Annotated in this window: 15 protein-coding genes; 7 read left to right on the top strand and 8 right to left on the bottom strand. The window is 64.7% G+C overall.

Annotated features, from left to right (window positions below; translation table 11 throughout):
* Positions 1-32: 32 nt before the first annotated feature.
* Both A3AS_RS0127205 and A3AS_RS0127200 read right to left on the bottom strand, forming a co-directional pair.
* A complete protein-coding gene (locus A3AS_RS0127205) occupies positions 33-449 on the bottom strand; it encodes a putative quinol monooxygenase (RefSeq protein ID WP_245283294.1) in 417 nt (138 codons plus the stop codon).
* A 29-nt stretch (positions 450-478) separates the two neighbouring features.
* The gene (locus A3AS_RS0127200) at positions 479-1,318 is read right to left on the bottom strand and encodes a VOC family protein (RefSeq protein WP_026202401.1); all 840 of its coding nucleotides are present in this window, start codon (positions 1,316-1,318) and stop codon (positions 479-481) included.
* A gap of 205 nt (positions 1,319-1,523) precedes the next feature.
* On the opposite strand from A3AS_RS0127200, the gene A3AS_RS0127195 reads away from it, so the two are divergent.
* The 3 genes from A3AS_RS0127195 to A3AS_RS0127185 all read left to right on the top strand — a co-directional run bounded on the left by A3AS_RS0127195 (position 1,524) and on the right by A3AS_RS0127185 (position 5,122).
* The gene (locus A3AS_RS0127195; RefSeq protein ID WP_018320693.1) at positions 1,524-2,987 is read left to right on the top strand and encodes a GH1 family beta-glucosidase; all 1,464 of its coding nucleotides are present in this window, start codon (positions 1,524-1,526) and stop codon (positions 2,985-2,987) included.
* Between the two features lie 243 nt (positions 2,988-3,230).
* Entirely contained in the window at positions 3,231-4,463 is a 1,233-nt protein-coding gene (locus A3AS_RS0127190) for an acetyl-CoA C-acetyltransferase (protein ID WP_018320692.1), read from the top strand.
* 356 nt (positions 4,464-4,819) lie between these two features.
* Complete coding sequence (locus A3AS_RS0127185) at positions 4,820-5,122, top strand: HU family DNA-binding protein (RefSeq protein ID WP_018320691.1); 303 nt, start codon at positions 4,820-4,822, stop codon at positions 5,120-5,122.
* Positions 5,123-5,210: 88 nt separating this feature from the next.
* Here the strand turns inward: A3AS_RS0127185 and A3AS_RS48525 are convergent, their stop codons facing one another.
* From A3AS_RS48525 to A3AS_RS0127165, 5 genes are all read right to left on the bottom strand, one after another.
* Positions 5,211-5,357 (bottom strand): hypothetical protein, encoded by a 147-nt coding sequence (locus A3AS_RS48525; RefSeq protein ID WP_198293730.1) that lies wholly within the window; start codon positions 5,355-5,357, stop codon positions 5,211-5,213.
* 5 nt (positions 5,358-5,362) lie between these two features.
* Positions 5,363-7,744 (bottom strand): endopeptidase La, encoded by a 2,382-nt coding sequence (lon, locus tag A3AS_RS0127180; RefSeq protein ID WP_018320689.1) that lies wholly within the window; start codon positions 7,742-7,744, stop codon positions 5,363-5,365.
* Positions 7,745-7,752: 8 nt separating this feature from the next.
* Entirely contained in the window at positions 7,753-8,136 is a 384-nt protein-coding gene (locus tag A3AS_RS0127175) for an Hsp20/alpha crystallin family protein (RefSeq protein ID WP_018320688.1), read from the bottom strand.
* Positions 8,137-8,315: 179 nt separating this feature from the next.
* Positions 8,316-8,882 carry a ferritin-like domain-containing protein gene (locus A3AS_RS0127170; protein WP_018320687.1) on the bottom strand — a complete coding sequence of 189 codons (567 nt, stop codon included), beginning with the start codon at positions 8,880-8,882 and terminating at the stop codon, positions 8,316-8,318.
* 113 nt (positions 8,883-8,995) lie between these two features.
* On the bottom strand, positions 8,996-9,202 hold the full coding sequence (locus A3AS_RS0127165) for a hypothetical protein (protein ID WP_018320686.1): 207 nt from the start codon (positions 9,200-9,202) through the stop codon (positions 8,996-8,998).
* A gap of 88 nt (positions 9,203-9,290) precedes the next feature.
* Between A3AS_RS0127165 and A3AS_RS0127160 the strand changes: the two genes are divergently transcribed.
* The 3 genes from A3AS_RS0127160 (at position 9,291) to A3AS_RS0127150 (ending at position 12,529) form a co-directional block, all read left to right on the top strand.
* Positions 9,291-9,917 (top strand): MarC family protein, encoded by a 627-nt coding sequence (locus A3AS_RS0127160; RefSeq protein ID WP_018320685.1) that lies wholly within the window; start codon positions 9,291-9,293, stop codon positions 9,915-9,917.
* Positions 9,918-10,075: 158 nt separating this feature from the next.
* Complete coding sequence (locus tag A3AS_RS0127155; protein WP_018320684.1) at positions 10,076-10,729, top strand: class II aldolase/adducin family protein; 654 nt, start codon at positions 10,076-10,078, stop codon at positions 10,727-10,729.
* Positions 10,730-10,741: 12 nt separating this feature from the next.
* The gene (locus tag A3AS_RS0127150) at positions 10,742-12,529 is read left to right on the top strand and encodes a chloride channel protein (protein WP_018320683.1); all 1,788 of its coding nucleotides are present in this window, start codon (positions 10,742-10,744) and stop codon (positions 12,527-12,529) included.
* A gap of 7 nt (positions 12,530-12,536) precedes the next feature.
* Here A3AS_RS0127150 and A3AS_RS0127145 read toward each other — a convergent pair whose 3' ends face one another.
* Positions 12,537-12,794 carry a DUF2798 domain-containing protein gene (locus tag A3AS_RS0127145; protein ID WP_026202400.1) on the bottom strand — a complete coding sequence of 86 codons (258 nt, stop codon included), beginning with the start codon at positions 12,792-12,794 and terminating at the stop codon, positions 12,537-12,539.
* A gap of 303 nt (positions 12,795-13,097) precedes the next feature.
* Here A3AS_RS0127145 and A3AS_RS0127140 point away from each other — a divergent pair, with 303 nt between their 5' ends.
* Positions 13,098-13,499, top strand: a complete 402-nt coding sequence (locus tag A3AS_RS0127140; RefSeq protein WP_026202399.1) for a hypothetical protein — start codon at positions 13,098-13,100, stop codon at positions 13,497-13,499.
* Positions 13,500-13,846 lie beyond the last annotated feature (347 nt).

Below are 13,846 nucleotides of genomic sequence, written 5' to 3'. Positions count from 1 at the left end.
CCGCGGGCTCGCTGCGACGGCGAGGCGCGACTTCAACCTCCGTTGTGGCCGAGTATCTCCAGCCGCCTGACCACGACGCCCCCCTCGGCGAGCTCGGGGAGCCGGCCGAACCACTGCTGGACGTAGGGCATGGCATTGTGGGCCTCGAAGTCGTCGCGGCTTGCGAAGATCTCATAGAAGATGAAGCGTCCTGGTGTCTCGCGGTCCTCCTGGAAGAAGTAGACCAGGTTCTTGGGATCGCTTCGGACAAGCGCGACAAGCGGCAGCGTTGCCTCTCGAAGCGCGCGTTCCTTGCCCGGTTTGGCGCGGACTTCGGCGACGACCGAATAGGCGCCATCGGGAATGGTACGATAGCGAACGCCGTCGCGTTCCTGAGCGGTGGCTGATGCTGCGCCGGCCAGTGAAGCTGTGGCGACGAGGGCCAGGATCATTCGTTTCCGTGACATCATGGAGATCGTCCTTCTCTGCGATAATTGCTCTAGCCCCGCTGCTGGCGGGCGGCGAGCGCGTCGCTGAAGCGCTTCTTCACTGGACCCAGAGCCTTGACGAACTCGAGCTGCTCTCCCTCTGGGCCCTTGCAATAAATCAGCTCCCAGCCTTCCGAGAGGCCCTGCGTGATGCGATTGGTGTTCGCCTCCATCGGGGCGGCGCGGCGCTGCTGCTCTGATGTCACGGTGATCACACGATTGGCCCGCACCTGGGTCATGCCGCGGCGCGCCGATTCTGCCTCCAGGTCGTGGATGAACTTGTTGAAGTCGACGTCATCCCTCACATAGAAGCAGATGTGCATGGAGCGCGGAAACGCCGGGCTCATGTGGTCGCGCGCTTCTGCGAAGCTGTCGCCGCTGCCCGATGGCTGGCCAGCGTCGCGATACTGCAGAAGCTCGATCACGACGTTGTCGAACTGGACGAAGCGTACGTCCAAGCGTTGTGTGCCTCCCCTGAGATCGGGAACCCCGATCGTGCGCGGGTTGACATGGCGTTCGCGCGCTTCGATTTCCTGATCGGTCAAAAGCGTGTTGTGGATCGGTTCACCCTGGAAATCTCCGTCGCGGAAAATCTCGGTGCCGCCGAGCACTTCGGTGTAGAACTCGAAGGCGCGATTCATGTTTTGCACGGTCACGCCGAAATGCTGAACGCCTTGCAGCCGCGCGCCGAGTGGCGCGGAATCGCGAGCAACCGAAGCGGGGCGCGGAGCGCCTTGGGCATTTGCAGCCGCCGGGTTGGTTGCCGCCATTCCTGCCAGCATGGCCCCTGCCGTAAGGAGAACATCCCGGCGTCCAATGCCGGTCGTCTCAAAGTCTGTCTCTTCGCTCATCTTCCGTCTCCATCGCTTGACCGACATGGCGCGACGTAGAACTTGCTGGAGAACGGAGGGTTTTGCAGGTTAATTGAAGTAAATTCTGTCGTGGGTCGGTGTGCCACAATTCTGCATCCGCAAATCCCGACCCCACGGCTTCTCAAACCGCCTGCGACGCGCCATTGTGCCGCAGCATCAGCATCACCCTTGGAGCAGCATTACCATGTCGGACAAGGTCTCGCGTCGCCAGTTTGCCAAGCTGGCGGGATTGTCCGCGGCCGGAATAGCAAATCCTCTGGAGGCAGCCGACGCCAGGCCGGCATCGCCGCCGCGCAGCGGCGGCGGTTTCCCGGCGGGCTTCGTCTGGGGCACGGCGACCTCGTCCTATCAGGTCGAGGGCGCGGTCAACGAGGACGGGCGAGGGGCCTCGATCTGGGACAAGTTCGTGCGCATCCCCGGCAAGATCGAGGACGGCACCAATGGTGACCGCGCCAATGAGCACTATCACCGCTACAAGGAGGATATCGCGCTCATCAAGGCGCTCGGCTGCAAGGCCTACCGCTTCTCGGTGGCCTGGCCGCGGCTGTTTCCGGACGGCGACGGCAAGCCCAACCCGAAGGGGCTCGACTTCTACAATCGCCTCGTTGACGAGCTCCTGAAGAACGGCATCGAGCCGTGGCTGACGCTCTATCATTGGGACCTGCCGCAATCGCTGCAGGATCGCTTCGGCGGCTGGCGCTCGACGGAAACCTGCAAGATCTTCGGCGACTACGCCGCCTATGTCGCCGAGCATCTGACCGACCGCGTCAAGAACGTGTTCACGCTGAACGAGAGCGGCCGCTTCGTCTATTTCGGTTACGGCATCGGCATCGACGCGCCGGGCGTGACGCTGCCGCAAGCCGAGGTCAACCAGATCAGGCACAACAGCGCGCTCGCGCACGGGATCGCGGTGCAGGCGGTGCGCGCCCATGGCCGCCGCGGCACCAGAGTGGGGCCGGCCGAGAACATCGATGCCTGCGCGCCCGCGATCGACACGCCGGAGAACGTCCGTGCCGCGGAGATCGCGCTGCGCGAGATGAATGCCGGCTATCTCAACGTCATCATGACGGGCCGCTACACCGACGCCTTCCTGCAATTCGCCGGCCCCAACGCGCCGAAATACACCGATGCGGAGCTGAAGATCATCTCCTCGCCGGTCGATTTCCTCGGCCTCAACATCTACGCGCCGCAGAACTATGTGGTGGCCTCCGACCAGGGCGCGGGCTTCATGCCGCTGCCGATCCCGAAATCGTTCCCGCACATGAACTCGGACTGGCTGCGCGTCGGACCGGAGACGCTCTATTGGGTGCCGAAGCTGGCGGCAAAGATCTGGAAGACGGATGCGATCTACATCAGCGAGAACGGCGCCTCCGGCGACGACGTCGTCACGCCGGACGGCAAGATCTACGACACCGACCGCATCATGTATCTGCGCAACTATCTCGCCCAGCTCCAGCGCGCCACCGCCGAGGGCGTGCCCGTGCGCGGCTATTTCCTCTGGAGCCTGATGGACAATTTCGAGTGGGTGTACGGCCTCAACAAGCGTTTCGGGCTGTACCACGTCAATTTCGACACCCAGGTCCGCACGCCGAAACTCAGCGCCAGCTTCTACCGCAACGTGATCGCGAAGAACGCGGCGGGGGCGTGATGTCTTCGCCTCTCCCCGCGCGCGGGGAGAGGCTGGAATTTGCGACAGCAAATTCGGGGTGAGGGGAACTCTCCGCGAGTCCATCTGCCTCCGTCCCTGCCCCTCACCCGGATTTTCCGCTGCGCGTAAAATCCGACCTCTCCCCCGCAAGCGGGGAGAGGTGAAGTGGGCGCCGCGCATTGACTCTCTTCTCCCCCTTATTCAGAACCATCCGCAACAACCCACAACAAGAGGACAACGCCAATGGCTGACGCGCTGATCATCGATGCCTGCCGGACCCCGCGCGGCGTCGGCAAGGCCGGCAAGGGCGCGCTTTCGGGAATTCATCCGCAGCAGCTCGGCGCCACCGTGCTGCGCGCGCTCGCAGACCGGACCGGCATCAACACCGCCGATGTCGACGACATCGTCTGGGGCTGCAGCGCGCAGGTCGCGACCCAAAGCGGCGATCTCGGGCGGATGTCGGCGCTCGATGCCGGCTATGACGTGCGCGCCAGCGCCGTGACGCTCGACCGGTTCTGTGGAAGCGGCATCACCAGCGTCAACATGGCGGCATCCTCGATCATGGCGGGCGCGGAAGACCTCGTCATCGCCGGCGGCTGCGAGATGATGTCGATGGAAGGACGCCGCGGCGGCGGCCCGATGATGATGGACTCCGGCAATCTGCGCTTGCGCGCGCGGCATCCGCAATCGCATCAGGGCGTCTGCGCGGATGCGATCGCGACGCTCGAAGGCATCACGCGAAGGGATGTCGACGCGCTCGGGCTGGAGAGCCAGAAGCGCGCAGCGTATGCCATGGCGAACGGCCACTTCGACAAGAGCCTCGTGCCCGTCCATCGCGAAGACGGCAGTCTGGCGCTCGACCACGAGGAATATCCGCGGCCGCAGACCACGATGGAGGGCCTCGGCAGCTTGAAGCCGGCCTTCCCGGCGATCGCCGACTATGCGCTCGACGACAAGGGCACGACCTATCGCGGCCTGATCCTGCAGAAATATCCTGATCTCGAGATCGACTTCATGCACCACGCCGGCAACTCGTCCGGCGTCGTCGACGGCGCCGCCGCGATCCTCTTGGCCTCGCCCGCCTACGCCAGGGCGCATGGCCTTAAGGCCCGCGCCCGTGTCGTCGCCATGGCGAACATGGGGGACTCGCCGACCCTGATGCTGAACGCGCCGGTGCCGGCCACGCGCAAGGTGCTCGCGAAGGCGGGGCTGACCGTCGACGACATCGACCTGTTCGAGATCAACGAGGCGTTTGCAGTGGTGGCGGAAAAATATATCCGCGACCTCAAGCTCGATCGCGCCAGGGTCAACGTCAATGGCGGCTCGATCGCGCTCGGCCATCCCATCGGTGCCACCGGCTCGATCCTGATCGGCACCGTGCTCGACGAGCTCGAACGGCGCGACCTCAAGCGTGGTCTCGTCACCATGTGCGCCGCTGGCGGCATGGCGCCGGCCATCATCATCGAGCGCATCTAGCGCGAGCGAAGCTCGCCGCGCCCCTGTGGGAATAGGGTGAGGGAGCGGGTGAGACGTCCCAACGCGACGATCTAGCCTTATTTTCTAGGGCGAAACGCGCTTCTCCGCGCACAAAGAGGCACCTCGTCGCTTGTCGAAAGCGGCGAATCAGCTTTAGCAAGGTTGCGTGCGGGCCTTTGAAACAAGGTAAAATCCGCTGCCCGAGGCTTCTCCCGCTCCGGAAGTAGCTAAAAAGCAGGGTTTTTTGCCGCTGAGGGCCAAAAAAGCCCGTAAAACCGCGACAAAACTGTGCAGAAGGCTATAGGCCTTCGCCGGTTGGTCTAATATGCAACCGGCAACGAATCAGAGGAGACACGATGCCAACCCAAATGTCCAAATCGCAGTTGATCGAAAAGATTGCGACCGCCACCGAGCTTTCCAAGCGCGACGTCAAGAACGTCATGGAGACGCTGACCGACGTCGGTCACAAGGAGCTCAAGAAGAACGGCCTGTTCCTGGTGCCGGGCTTCGCCAAGTTCGTGGTCATCAAGAAGCCCGCGACCAAGGCGCGCAAGGGCACCAACCCGTTCACGGGTGAAGAGATGATGTTCAAGGCCAAGCCGGCCCGCAAGATCGTCCGCGCCCGCCCGGTCAAGGCGGCCAAGGACGCCGTGGGCTAACAACGCAAAGGCCCCCTCGGTCGGAGGGGGCCTTTTGATTGGGGCAGCCGCGAGGGCCTGAGACGGAGGGCTCAACCCTTGCGGCGCTTCACCCGGACCGGAATGGGTTGAAGCTGCGGCTTTGAACCCAGTCCTGGCGCCGCCAGTCCATCGTGAACCCGGTCGCGCGATCGAGCAACTGGCGCAGCCGCTGTGTCGTCCGCGATCTCTTCGCTTTCTTCAGCAGTTTCTTCATCGCAGTCACTCCGCCGCTTCGACCTTGACCTCGACCGGCTCGAGCGCCGCGGCGATGGCTTCGTCGACGCGCTCCAGCCAGATGAATTCGAGGTTGTCCCGCGCGCTCTTCGGGATGTCGTCATAGTCCCGCTTGTTGCGCGCCGGCAGCATCACCCGCTTCAGGCCCGCCGCCGCGGCCGCCACCACCTTCTCCTTGATGCCGCCGACCGGCAGCACCAGGCCGCGCAGCGAGATCTCGCCGGTCATCGCGGTGTCGCTGCGCACCGTGCGGTTGGTGAGCAGGGACGTCAGCGCCGTGAACATCGCAACGCCCGCGCTCGGTCCGTCCTTCGGGGTTGCGCCCGCCGGAACGTGAACGTGGATGTCGCTCTTCTCGAACACCGACTGATCGATGCCGAGCTGCGTGGCCTTGCTCTTCACCAGCGTCAGCGCAGCCTGCACGCTCTCGCGCATGACCTCACCGAGCTGGCCGGTCAGGATCATGCCGCCCCGGCCGGGCACTCGCGAAGCCTCGATGAACAGGATGTCGCCGCCAACAGGCGTCCAGGCAAGGCCGGTGGCCACGCCCGGAATGCTGGTGCGCTGCGCGATCTCGCCCTCGAACCGCGGCTGGCCGAGCACGGTGGCGATGTCCTTCGCTCCCACCACGACCTTCACGGCGGTGCCCTCGGCGACCTGCACCGCGGCATGCCGGAACAGCTTGCCGATCTCGCGCTCGAGGTTACGCACGCCGGCCTCGCGGGTGTAGCCCTTGACCACCAGCTTCAGCGCCTCCGGCTCGATCTCGGCCTGCTCGGCGGTCAAGCCGTTGGCCTCGAGCTGACGCCGCACCAGATAGCGCTTCGCGATCTCCAGCTTCTCCTCTTCGGTGTAGCCGGCGAGGCTGATCAGCTCCATGCGATCCAGCAGCGGACCCGGGATCTGGTCCAGCATGTTGGCGGTCGCGATGAACACCACGCGCGACAGGTCGAAGGGCACGCCCAGGTAATTGTCCCGGAACGTCCCGTTCTGCTCGGGGTCGAGCACCTCCAGCATGGCAGCTGACGGATCGCCCTGCACGCCTCGGCCCATCTTGTCGATCTCGTCCAGCATCATGACGCAGTTGCGGCTGCCAGCCTTCTTGATGCCCTGGATGATGTTGCCGGGCAGCGCGCCGATATAGGTGCGCCGGTGACCGCGGATCTCGGCCTCGTCATGCACGCCGCCTAGGCTGACGCGCACGAAGGGGCGATCCATCGCACGCGCGATGGACTGGCCGAGCGAGGTCTTGCCGACGCCGGGCGGACCGACGAAGCACAGGATCGGCGCCTTGCCCTGCGGGGCCAGCTTGCGCACCGCCAGATATTCGATGATCCGGCCTTTGATCTTCTCCAGGCCGAAGTGATCAGCGTCGAGGATGGCTCGCGCTTCCTTGATGTCGATCGGCTTCTCCGCGGGCAGCGCCCAGGGCAGCTCGATCAGCCAGTCGAGATAGGTGCGGACCATGCCGGCTTCGCCGGCGGCCTCCGGCATGCGCTCGTAGCGGCGCAGCTCCTTCCTGGCGTGCGCGTCCGCCTCCGGCGGCATGTTGGCCTTGGCGATGGCAGACGTCAGCTCGGCGACCTCGGCCGCCTTGCCGTCGCCTTCGCCGAGCTGGCGCTGGATGGTCGCCATCTGCTCGCGCAGGATCGCCTCGCGCTGCCGCTCGTCGAAGCTGGCGCGGGTCTTCTGGCCGATTTCGTTGCTGATGCGCAGCACCTCCAGCCGCTCGGCCAGATGCTTGGACACCTTCTCGACGCGCAAGGCGAGGTCGATGGTCTCCAGCACCTCCTGCTTGTCCTGGGGCTTGATGTCCATGAACGAGGTCGCCAGATCCGCCAGCGCGCCGGGCGCGGTGGTGCCTTGGAACATCGCGGCGAGCTCGGGCGGCGCCTGCGGCAGCAGCTCGATCGCCTCGATCGCCTGGCGCTGCAGGTTCAGCGCACGCGCCTCGATCTCCGGCGAAGTCGTGGTCGGCTCCGGAATCTGCTGGATGCGCGCGGCCGGGAACGGTGTCCCCGGCAGGAAGTCGAGGATGCGCGCACGCTGCACGCCCTGGCAGACGATGTGATGGGTGCCGTCGGGCGCGGTGATGTAGCGCACGATGTTGGCGATGGTCGCGACCCGGTAGAGGTCGTCCGGCGTGGGATCGTCGACTTCGGGATTGCGCTGCAGGACGATGCCGATAGGCCGCTGCTCGCGCAGCGCTTGTTGCGCCGCCGCGATCGATTTCGGTCGCGCGATCGCGATCGGCCCGATCGCGCCGGGAAACAGCACCATGTCGCGTACGGCGACGATGATCAGCGCGTCTTCGGGGATCTTCACGTCGTTATTGGTCTGTTCGTTGTTCATCTGTTCGGTGGCCATGATCGACCTCAGGATTTGGCGAGGCGTAGCGCGACGCAGCCGTCCATCACGAAGCGGCTGATGGCGTAGCGGCCGAGGGGCAATGCAATGCGGCGCTCAAAACGCCCCTGCGGCAGCTCGAGCCGGTGGATGCGGGCGTTGCGAAGCTCCGGCGGAAGCGTGCGCTGGCCGGAGACGACGAGCACGCCGTCATGAATCACCGTCTCGACATTGTCCGGATTGACGCCGGGAAGCGCGACCAGGATCAGCAGCTCATGCTCGGTTTCGAGCACGTCGATCGGCGGCTCCCAGCAGGCTTCCTGGCGGCCGAACTGCTGGCGCAGCCGGTCGGCGCGCGTCAGCTGGTCCAGGGCTTCGGACAGCATCCAGTCGAGGGGATTTTTGGGTTGCATGATGCGGGCTCAGGGGTGGGAAAGCCTGCATATGGGGCTGGTTCCCGGGAAATCCAGTGCAGTGGCGCTGACGTGCCATGCGCCGTCGTGCGATCGCAAAAGCAAACGCCGCGGCTTTGGCCCAAAATGCAAACGCCGCGGCTTTGGCCGCGGCGTTCCGTCATCGGCAGGGGCGCGGGTCAGGCCGCGGCGCGGTAATCTTCTTCCGCCTCGAGGTTGATCACGGACGTCGCCAGCTCGGTCAGCGTATGGTCGGTCGCCTCTTCTTCCTCCAGCGTCGCCTGAAGCAGCCTTGCTGCGTCCTGCATGCCGAGCTCCTCGGCCCAGGTGCGCAACGTGCCATAGCGGGAGATCTCGTAGTGCTCGACCGACTGGGCGGCCGCGAGGAGCCCCGCATCGAGTGCAGGTGCGCCCTTGAACTCCTTCATGATCTCGGCGCCCTCGTCGGTAATGCCGTTGATGGCCTCGCAGGGCTTGCCGCGTGCCGGCTTGCCCAGCATCTTGAAGATCTGGTCCAGACGCTTGACCTGGGCCTGGGTCTCACGCAGGTGCTTGTTGAAAGCGGCCGCCAGATCCTTCGATTGCGCGGCCTTGGCCATCTTCGGCAGCGTCTTGATGATCTTGTTCTCGGCGAAATAGATGTCCTTCAGCGTCTCCAGAAACAGGTCGCTGAGCATTTTCGGCGCCTGACGCGGTCGGCGCGCGGCGGTCTTCTTGGGTGCGCGTTTCTTCGCTCGTTTAGCCATATGTCCTCCTCTTGAGGTGACACGGGAAGGCATCTCCTTCCCCAATCCTCAGGCGTTCAAAGCCGGTTGGAGAACGAAAGTTCCAAACTGCAACCGGCGCGCGCGGCAACCGTTCAGGTCGGGCGCTTGTAGGGATCTTCCTGGCGCTGCCGTGCCTCGGTATTGCGATCGAGCTGCGCCCGCTCGCTGCGCCTGAGGTGGCCGGCCTTCATCACGCCATAGACGAGGACCCCGCCGAGCACGAAGGCTCCGATGAACCAGAGCCAGAGCAGGTTGGCCGAGAGCTGGCCGAGAAGCATTCCGATTCCACTGTCGCTCATTGTCGCCTCCAGTGATTTCCAAAGCGGCTTTGCTGGGCTAAGTCAGCCCGGCAGCCATCGTTCCAGCGTCCAAGGATCCCACCGACACATGCTCGACTTCGCCCTGTCCGCCTTCGTGACGCTGCTGCTGGTGGTCGACCCGGTTGGCCTTGCGCCGGCCTTCCTGGCCGCGACGGGGGGCATGCCCGACAAGGTCAAACGAACCATCGCGCTGCGCGCGCCGCTGATCGCGGCCTCGATCCTGGTGGTGATCGCGCTGGTCGGAAACTGGTTGCTGCGCCAGCTCGGGATCGGGATCCCCGCCTTCCAGATTGCCGGCGGGTTGCTGCTGTTCGGCGTGTCCTACCAGATGATCTTCGGCGATCGTCCGCATCGCGAGGCCCGCGAGGCCGACAAGGCGACGTCCGAGCACGCCTCCGATGTCGCGGTGTTTCCCCTGGCCATCCCCATGATGGCCGGCCCCGGCGCGATTGCGACCACGCTGCTGCTTTCCGGCGATGCCGGCTATGGGGCGAGACTCGCGGTGATCATCGCGGTCGTCCTCTCGGTCTGCCTGCTCTGCATGCTGTGCTTCGTCTCGGCACATTTGATCGCGACGACCCTCGGACGCACCGGAAATGCGGTGCTGTCGCGCGTCCTCGGCATGCTGCTCGCGGCCTATTCCGTGCAGTTCGTGATCAACGGGATTGCGGCCGTCCGCTTGAGCCTGTCATAGGGCTGCGACAATCTGTGAATTTGTCGATTTTGCCGTCCATATCGTGGTTTGGCGGGAGGGGCGACAAGGTGGCACCGGATCCGGGCCGCTTTCGCTTGCACTGCCATGTTGCTTTGACGTACTTCCGGTCTAACAAGTCCATCGATCAGGAAATCGGGATGTCGATGACAGCGGACGAGCCCGCCAAGAGACAGGCCATCATCGACGCCTGCCGGCGCATGAACGCGCTCGGCATCAACCAGGGCACCTCGGGCAATATCTCTGTCCGGCATGTGGACGGGCTCCTGGTCACGCCGACCAGCGTGCCCTATGAGGCCATGACGCCGGACCAGATCGTCTTCATGGCCATGGACGGCACACATGCGCCCGATCAGAAGCCGTCGAGCGAATGGCGCTTTCATCGCGACATCCTGAAGTCGAGGGGGGACGTCAACGCCGTCGTGCACGCCCATCCGACCTATTGCACCATCCTGGCGATCATGGGCATGGAGATTCCGCCGGTGCACTACATGATCGCGGCGGCCGGCGGCGACAGCATCCGCTGCGCGCCCTATGCGACGTTCGGAACCGTGGAGCTGTCCGAACATGCGGTGCGGGCGCTGGAGGGGCGGCTTGCCTGCCTGCTGGACCATCACGGCATGATCGCGATCGGCAAGACGCTGGACAAGGCGATGTGGCTCGCCGTCGAGGTGGAAACGCTGGCGCGGCAATATCACGGTTGCCTCCAGATCGGACAGCCGCCGCTGCTTCCCAGCGCCGAGATCGAGCGGGTCCGCCAGCGCATGGCCGGCTACGGCCTGTCGGAAGGGTAGGGCAGGCAGAAGGTGTTCGTGCGGATCAGGCATCTCGTGGATCGCAAGGGGACGAACCGCACCATGGTTCGGCTGCGCGCCCTCTTGCGCAGCAACGAGTTCTACCTGATCCCGCTGGCGCTGGTGATCGGCACGCTGGCCGGCGCGGTGGTGACGCTGATGGCGCATATCGCGCAGATCGCGCACGTGGTGATCTATGGAATTCCCGTCGATGTCCACTTGTCGGCCCACGCGAGCGTCAGCCCGTGGGCGGCACTGATCGCGCCGGCGCTGGGTGGGCTTTCGCTTGGCATCATGGAGTGGTCGCGGCGTCGGATGAAGATTTCGAATGCGGTCGATCCGATCGAGGCGAACGCGCTGCGCGGCGGCAATCTGTCGATGCGGGACAGCGTCATCGTGTCGAGCCAGACGCTGATCTCCAACGGCTGCGGCGCCTCGGTCGGCCTCGAGGCGGGCTATACCCAGATCGGCTCGGGGATCGCCTCGCTGTTCGGCAAGTTCTTCAATCTGCGCCGCAACGATCTTCGCCTGATGGTCGGCTGCGGCGCGGCGGCTGCGATCGCGGCGGCGTTCGGCGCGCCGATCACCGGGGCCTTCTATGCCTGTGAGTTGATCGTCGGCGTCTATTCGGTCGGCAGCGCCGCCCCGATCCTGGCAGCCTCGCTCGCCGGCGCGCTGACCGCGCAATGGCTCGGCGGCGCGCCATACTCGCTGGAGATACCCAAGGTCAGCGCCGTCGGCGTCGAGCAATATCTGGCCCTGATCGGACTTGCGCTCATCACCAGCGGCGTCGGCATCGCCGTGATGCGCTCCTCGCCGATGTTCGAGCGCCTGTTCGCCTGGCTGCCGATCTGGCTCCGGCCGGTGATCGGCGGCCTCATCGTCGGCGGCTTTGCCATCGTGACGCCGCAGGTGCTGGCGGCCGGCCATGGCGCCATGGTGCTCGATCTCTTTCACGACATGACGATCGGCCTGATCGCGCTGATCATCGCCCTGAAGGTGACGGCCTGCCTGGTCTCGCTCGCCTCCGGCTTCCGCGGCGGTCTGTTCTTCGCTTCGCTGTTCGTCGGCAGCCTGATCGGAAAGTTCTTTGCCGCGGTGCTGCTCTTGATCAGCCCGAACTTCGCGATCGATCCGCTGGTGGCGATGCTGACGGGCATGGCGACGCTCGGTGTCGCCATCGTCGGCGGCCCCCTGACCATGTCGTTCCTGGTGCTCGAGATGACCCGCAATGTCGACGTCACCGCGGTGGTGCTCGCCGGCTGCATCGTCACCTCGATCTGCGTCCGCTTCATGTTCGGCCACTCCTTCTCGACCTGGCGCCTGCATCTGCGCGGCGAGACCATCCGCAGCGCCAACGACGTCGGCTGGCTGCGCAATCTCACCGTCGAGCGGTTGATGCGCTCCGACGTCGGCAAGGTGCCCTCGACCACGACGATCGCCGCGGTCCGCCGCGAGTTCGCGCTGGGATCGCGGCCCGGTATCGTCATCGTCAACAATTCCGACGAATATGTAGGCCTGGTCCTGCTGCCGGACCTGTTCTCCAGCGACCTCGACACCATCGCCGACGACATCCAGGTGATCGAGCTCGCCCGCCTGATCGACATCGTGCTGATCCCGGAAATGAACGTGAAGTCGGCGATGGCGGTGTTCGACGAGGCCGAAGCCGAGATGCTGGCGGTGGTGGATTCCACCGACAGCCGCAAGGTGGTCGGCTTCCTCACCGAAAACTTCGCCCGCCGCCGCTATGTCGAGGAGATCGACAAGGCGACGCGCGGCGTACTTGGGGCGCTGTCGTAGGCGCCTTCTATCGGCCTGGTTGAGGCGGGGCTGCGACGAGGAGCGTCACGATCCGCCGCACCATCGGCAGCACCACCAGCAGCGTCGGAAAGGCGACCAGCCAGGACAGCGCCCAGGCGCCCGGCCAGGTCGCGAGGAACGCCGGTGTCGCCCCTAAGCTCCGGAGCGTCGAAATGACCGACACCACGGCCGTCATGAGGATGGACAGCACGAACGGCATCACGATCGGCGCATAGCGCGCCGGCAGTTTGCGAACCACAATCATCTGATTTCTCTTGGAAAAGGACGCGTCGATCACGTTGAACCCTGCAAATGGCATCGATCCCGACGGCGTCGGTTGATGCGTTGGTTCACGTGAAACGCTTACGGCGACCGAAAAACGGCGCGGCTGTTCATTATCCGCTCAGGTTCGATGGTTCAAGCTGTGAGTTGGTCGTTCGGTTTACAATCGTTCAAAGCGTGGCAGATTGCCGCGAACATGAAACCATCTCAACGGTTTGCGCATTGAATCCGGTTTGCACATCCCTACGTTTGGCAAGAGCATCGGTAAGATTATAGGAAGGTCAAAATGACTGTGAGACCCATGATTTCCGCAGCCGGCCGCAACATGGTGCTGGCCGCGTTCGCAAGCCTGGCATTGGTCGCAACCTCCGCATCGCCCTCGGCTGCGGCGTCCCCCGGGGCGGTGTCTGGAAAGCCCGTCACGGCAGGGCAGGGCTCCTCCGACGTCACCGATTTCAGCGCCCGGCGGCGCCACTATTATCGGGGCGGGTCGAACGCCGCAGGCCTCGCCTTCATGGGCGCCGCGGCGGGGATCATCGGCGGGGTGATCGCCGAGCAGCGGCGCCGCGACTACTACGAGAACCGCTATTATTATGGTTCGCGTCCCTACTACGGCGGTCCCGGCTATTATGGCGGTCAAGGCTATTACGGCGGCGGCAGTCCGTTCTATTACGATCCGGGCTACTGAGCGGCTGTTTTCAACGCGGCCCGGATTGGGTTGCGCGAAAAGGGCGGTACTTTGTGCCGCCCTTTTTTGATGCGTCGGTACCCTCGTAGCCCGGATGGAGCGACTTGTCCGCCATAGCTCGAAGAGCGACGGCGGAAGCGCAATCCGGGTCCGCCCGCCCGGCATCTCGCACCGTCCCGGATTACGCTGGCGCTCCATCCGGGCTACGCGACCGAGCCTGTGTCGCCCGCTGTCAATCCACCTCGCTAAAAATATTCCACTTTACCGAAATTCGGTTTCGGCGTATGTGTCGTCCATCCCGGCACCCAAGAGGGTCGATCATGTGTCGTCACGCATCGCGAGCCGGG

This window comes from Bradyrhizobium sp. WSM2793 (assembly GCF_000379585.1).
Classification (GTDB): Bacteria; Pseudomonadota; Alphaproteobacteria; order Rhizobiales; family Xanthobacteraceae; genus Bradyrhizobium.
The sequence above is the reverse complement of the archived record's forward strand: the minus strand, read 5'-3'. Positions and strand labels throughout refer to the sequence as shown.

Coding starts and splice junctions, on each gene's coding strand:
- A3AS_RS0127175 (WP_018320688.1), bottom strand. CDS start 8,136: ATGCAACCCAAAAATCCCCTCGACTGGATGCTGTCCGAAGCCCTGGAC.
- A3AS_RS0127190 (WP_018320692.1), top strand. CDS start 3,231: ATGGCTGACGCGCTGATCATCGATGCCTGCCGGACCCCGCGCGGCGTC.
- A3AS_RS0127160 (WP_018320685.1), top strand. CDS start 9,291: ATGCTCGACTTCGCCCTGTCCGCCTTCGTGACGCTGCTGCTGGTGGTC.
- A3AS_RS0127205 (WP_245283294.1), bottom strand. CDS start 449: ATGATGTCACGGAAACGAATGATCCTGGCCCTCGTCGCCACAGCTTCA.
- A3AS_RS48525 (WP_198293730.1), bottom strand. CDS start 5,357: ATGAAGAAACTGCTGAAGAAAGCGAAGAGATCGCGGACGACACAGCGG.
- lon (WP_018320689.1), bottom strand. CDS start 7,744: ATGGCCACCGAACAGATGAACAACGAACAGACCAATAACGACGTGAAG.
- A3AS_RS0127195 (WP_018320693.1), top strand. CDS start 1,524: ATGTCGGACAAGGTCTCGCGTCGCCAGTTTGCCAAGCTGGCGGGATTG.
- A3AS_RS0127145 (WP_026202400.1), bottom strand. CDS start 12,794: ATGATTGTGGTTCGCAAACTGCCGGCGCGCTATGCGCCGATCGTGATG.
- A3AS_RS0127200 (WP_026202401.1), bottom strand. CDS start 1,318: ATGAGCGAAGAGACAGACTTTGAGACGACCGGCATTGGACGCCGGGAT.
- A3AS_RS0127140 (WP_026202399.1), top strand. CDS start 13,098: ATGACTGTGAGACCCATGATTTCCGCAGCCGGCCGCAACATGGTGCTG.
- A3AS_RS0127155 (WP_018320684.1), top strand. CDS start 10,076: ATGTCGATGACAGCGGACGAGCCCGCCAAGAGACAGGCCATCATCGAC.
- A3AS_RS0127185 (WP_018320691.1), top strand. CDS start 4,820: ATGCCAACCCAAATGTCCAAATCGCAGTTGATCGAAAAGATTGCGACC.
- A3AS_RS0127165 (WP_018320686.1), bottom strand. CDS start 9,202: ATGAGCGACAGTGGAATCGGAATGCTTCTCGGCCAGCTCTCGGCCAAC.
- A3AS_RS0127170 (WP_018320687.1), bottom strand. CDS start 8,882: ATGGCTAAACGAGCGAAGAAACGCGCACCCAAGAAGACCGCCGCGCGC.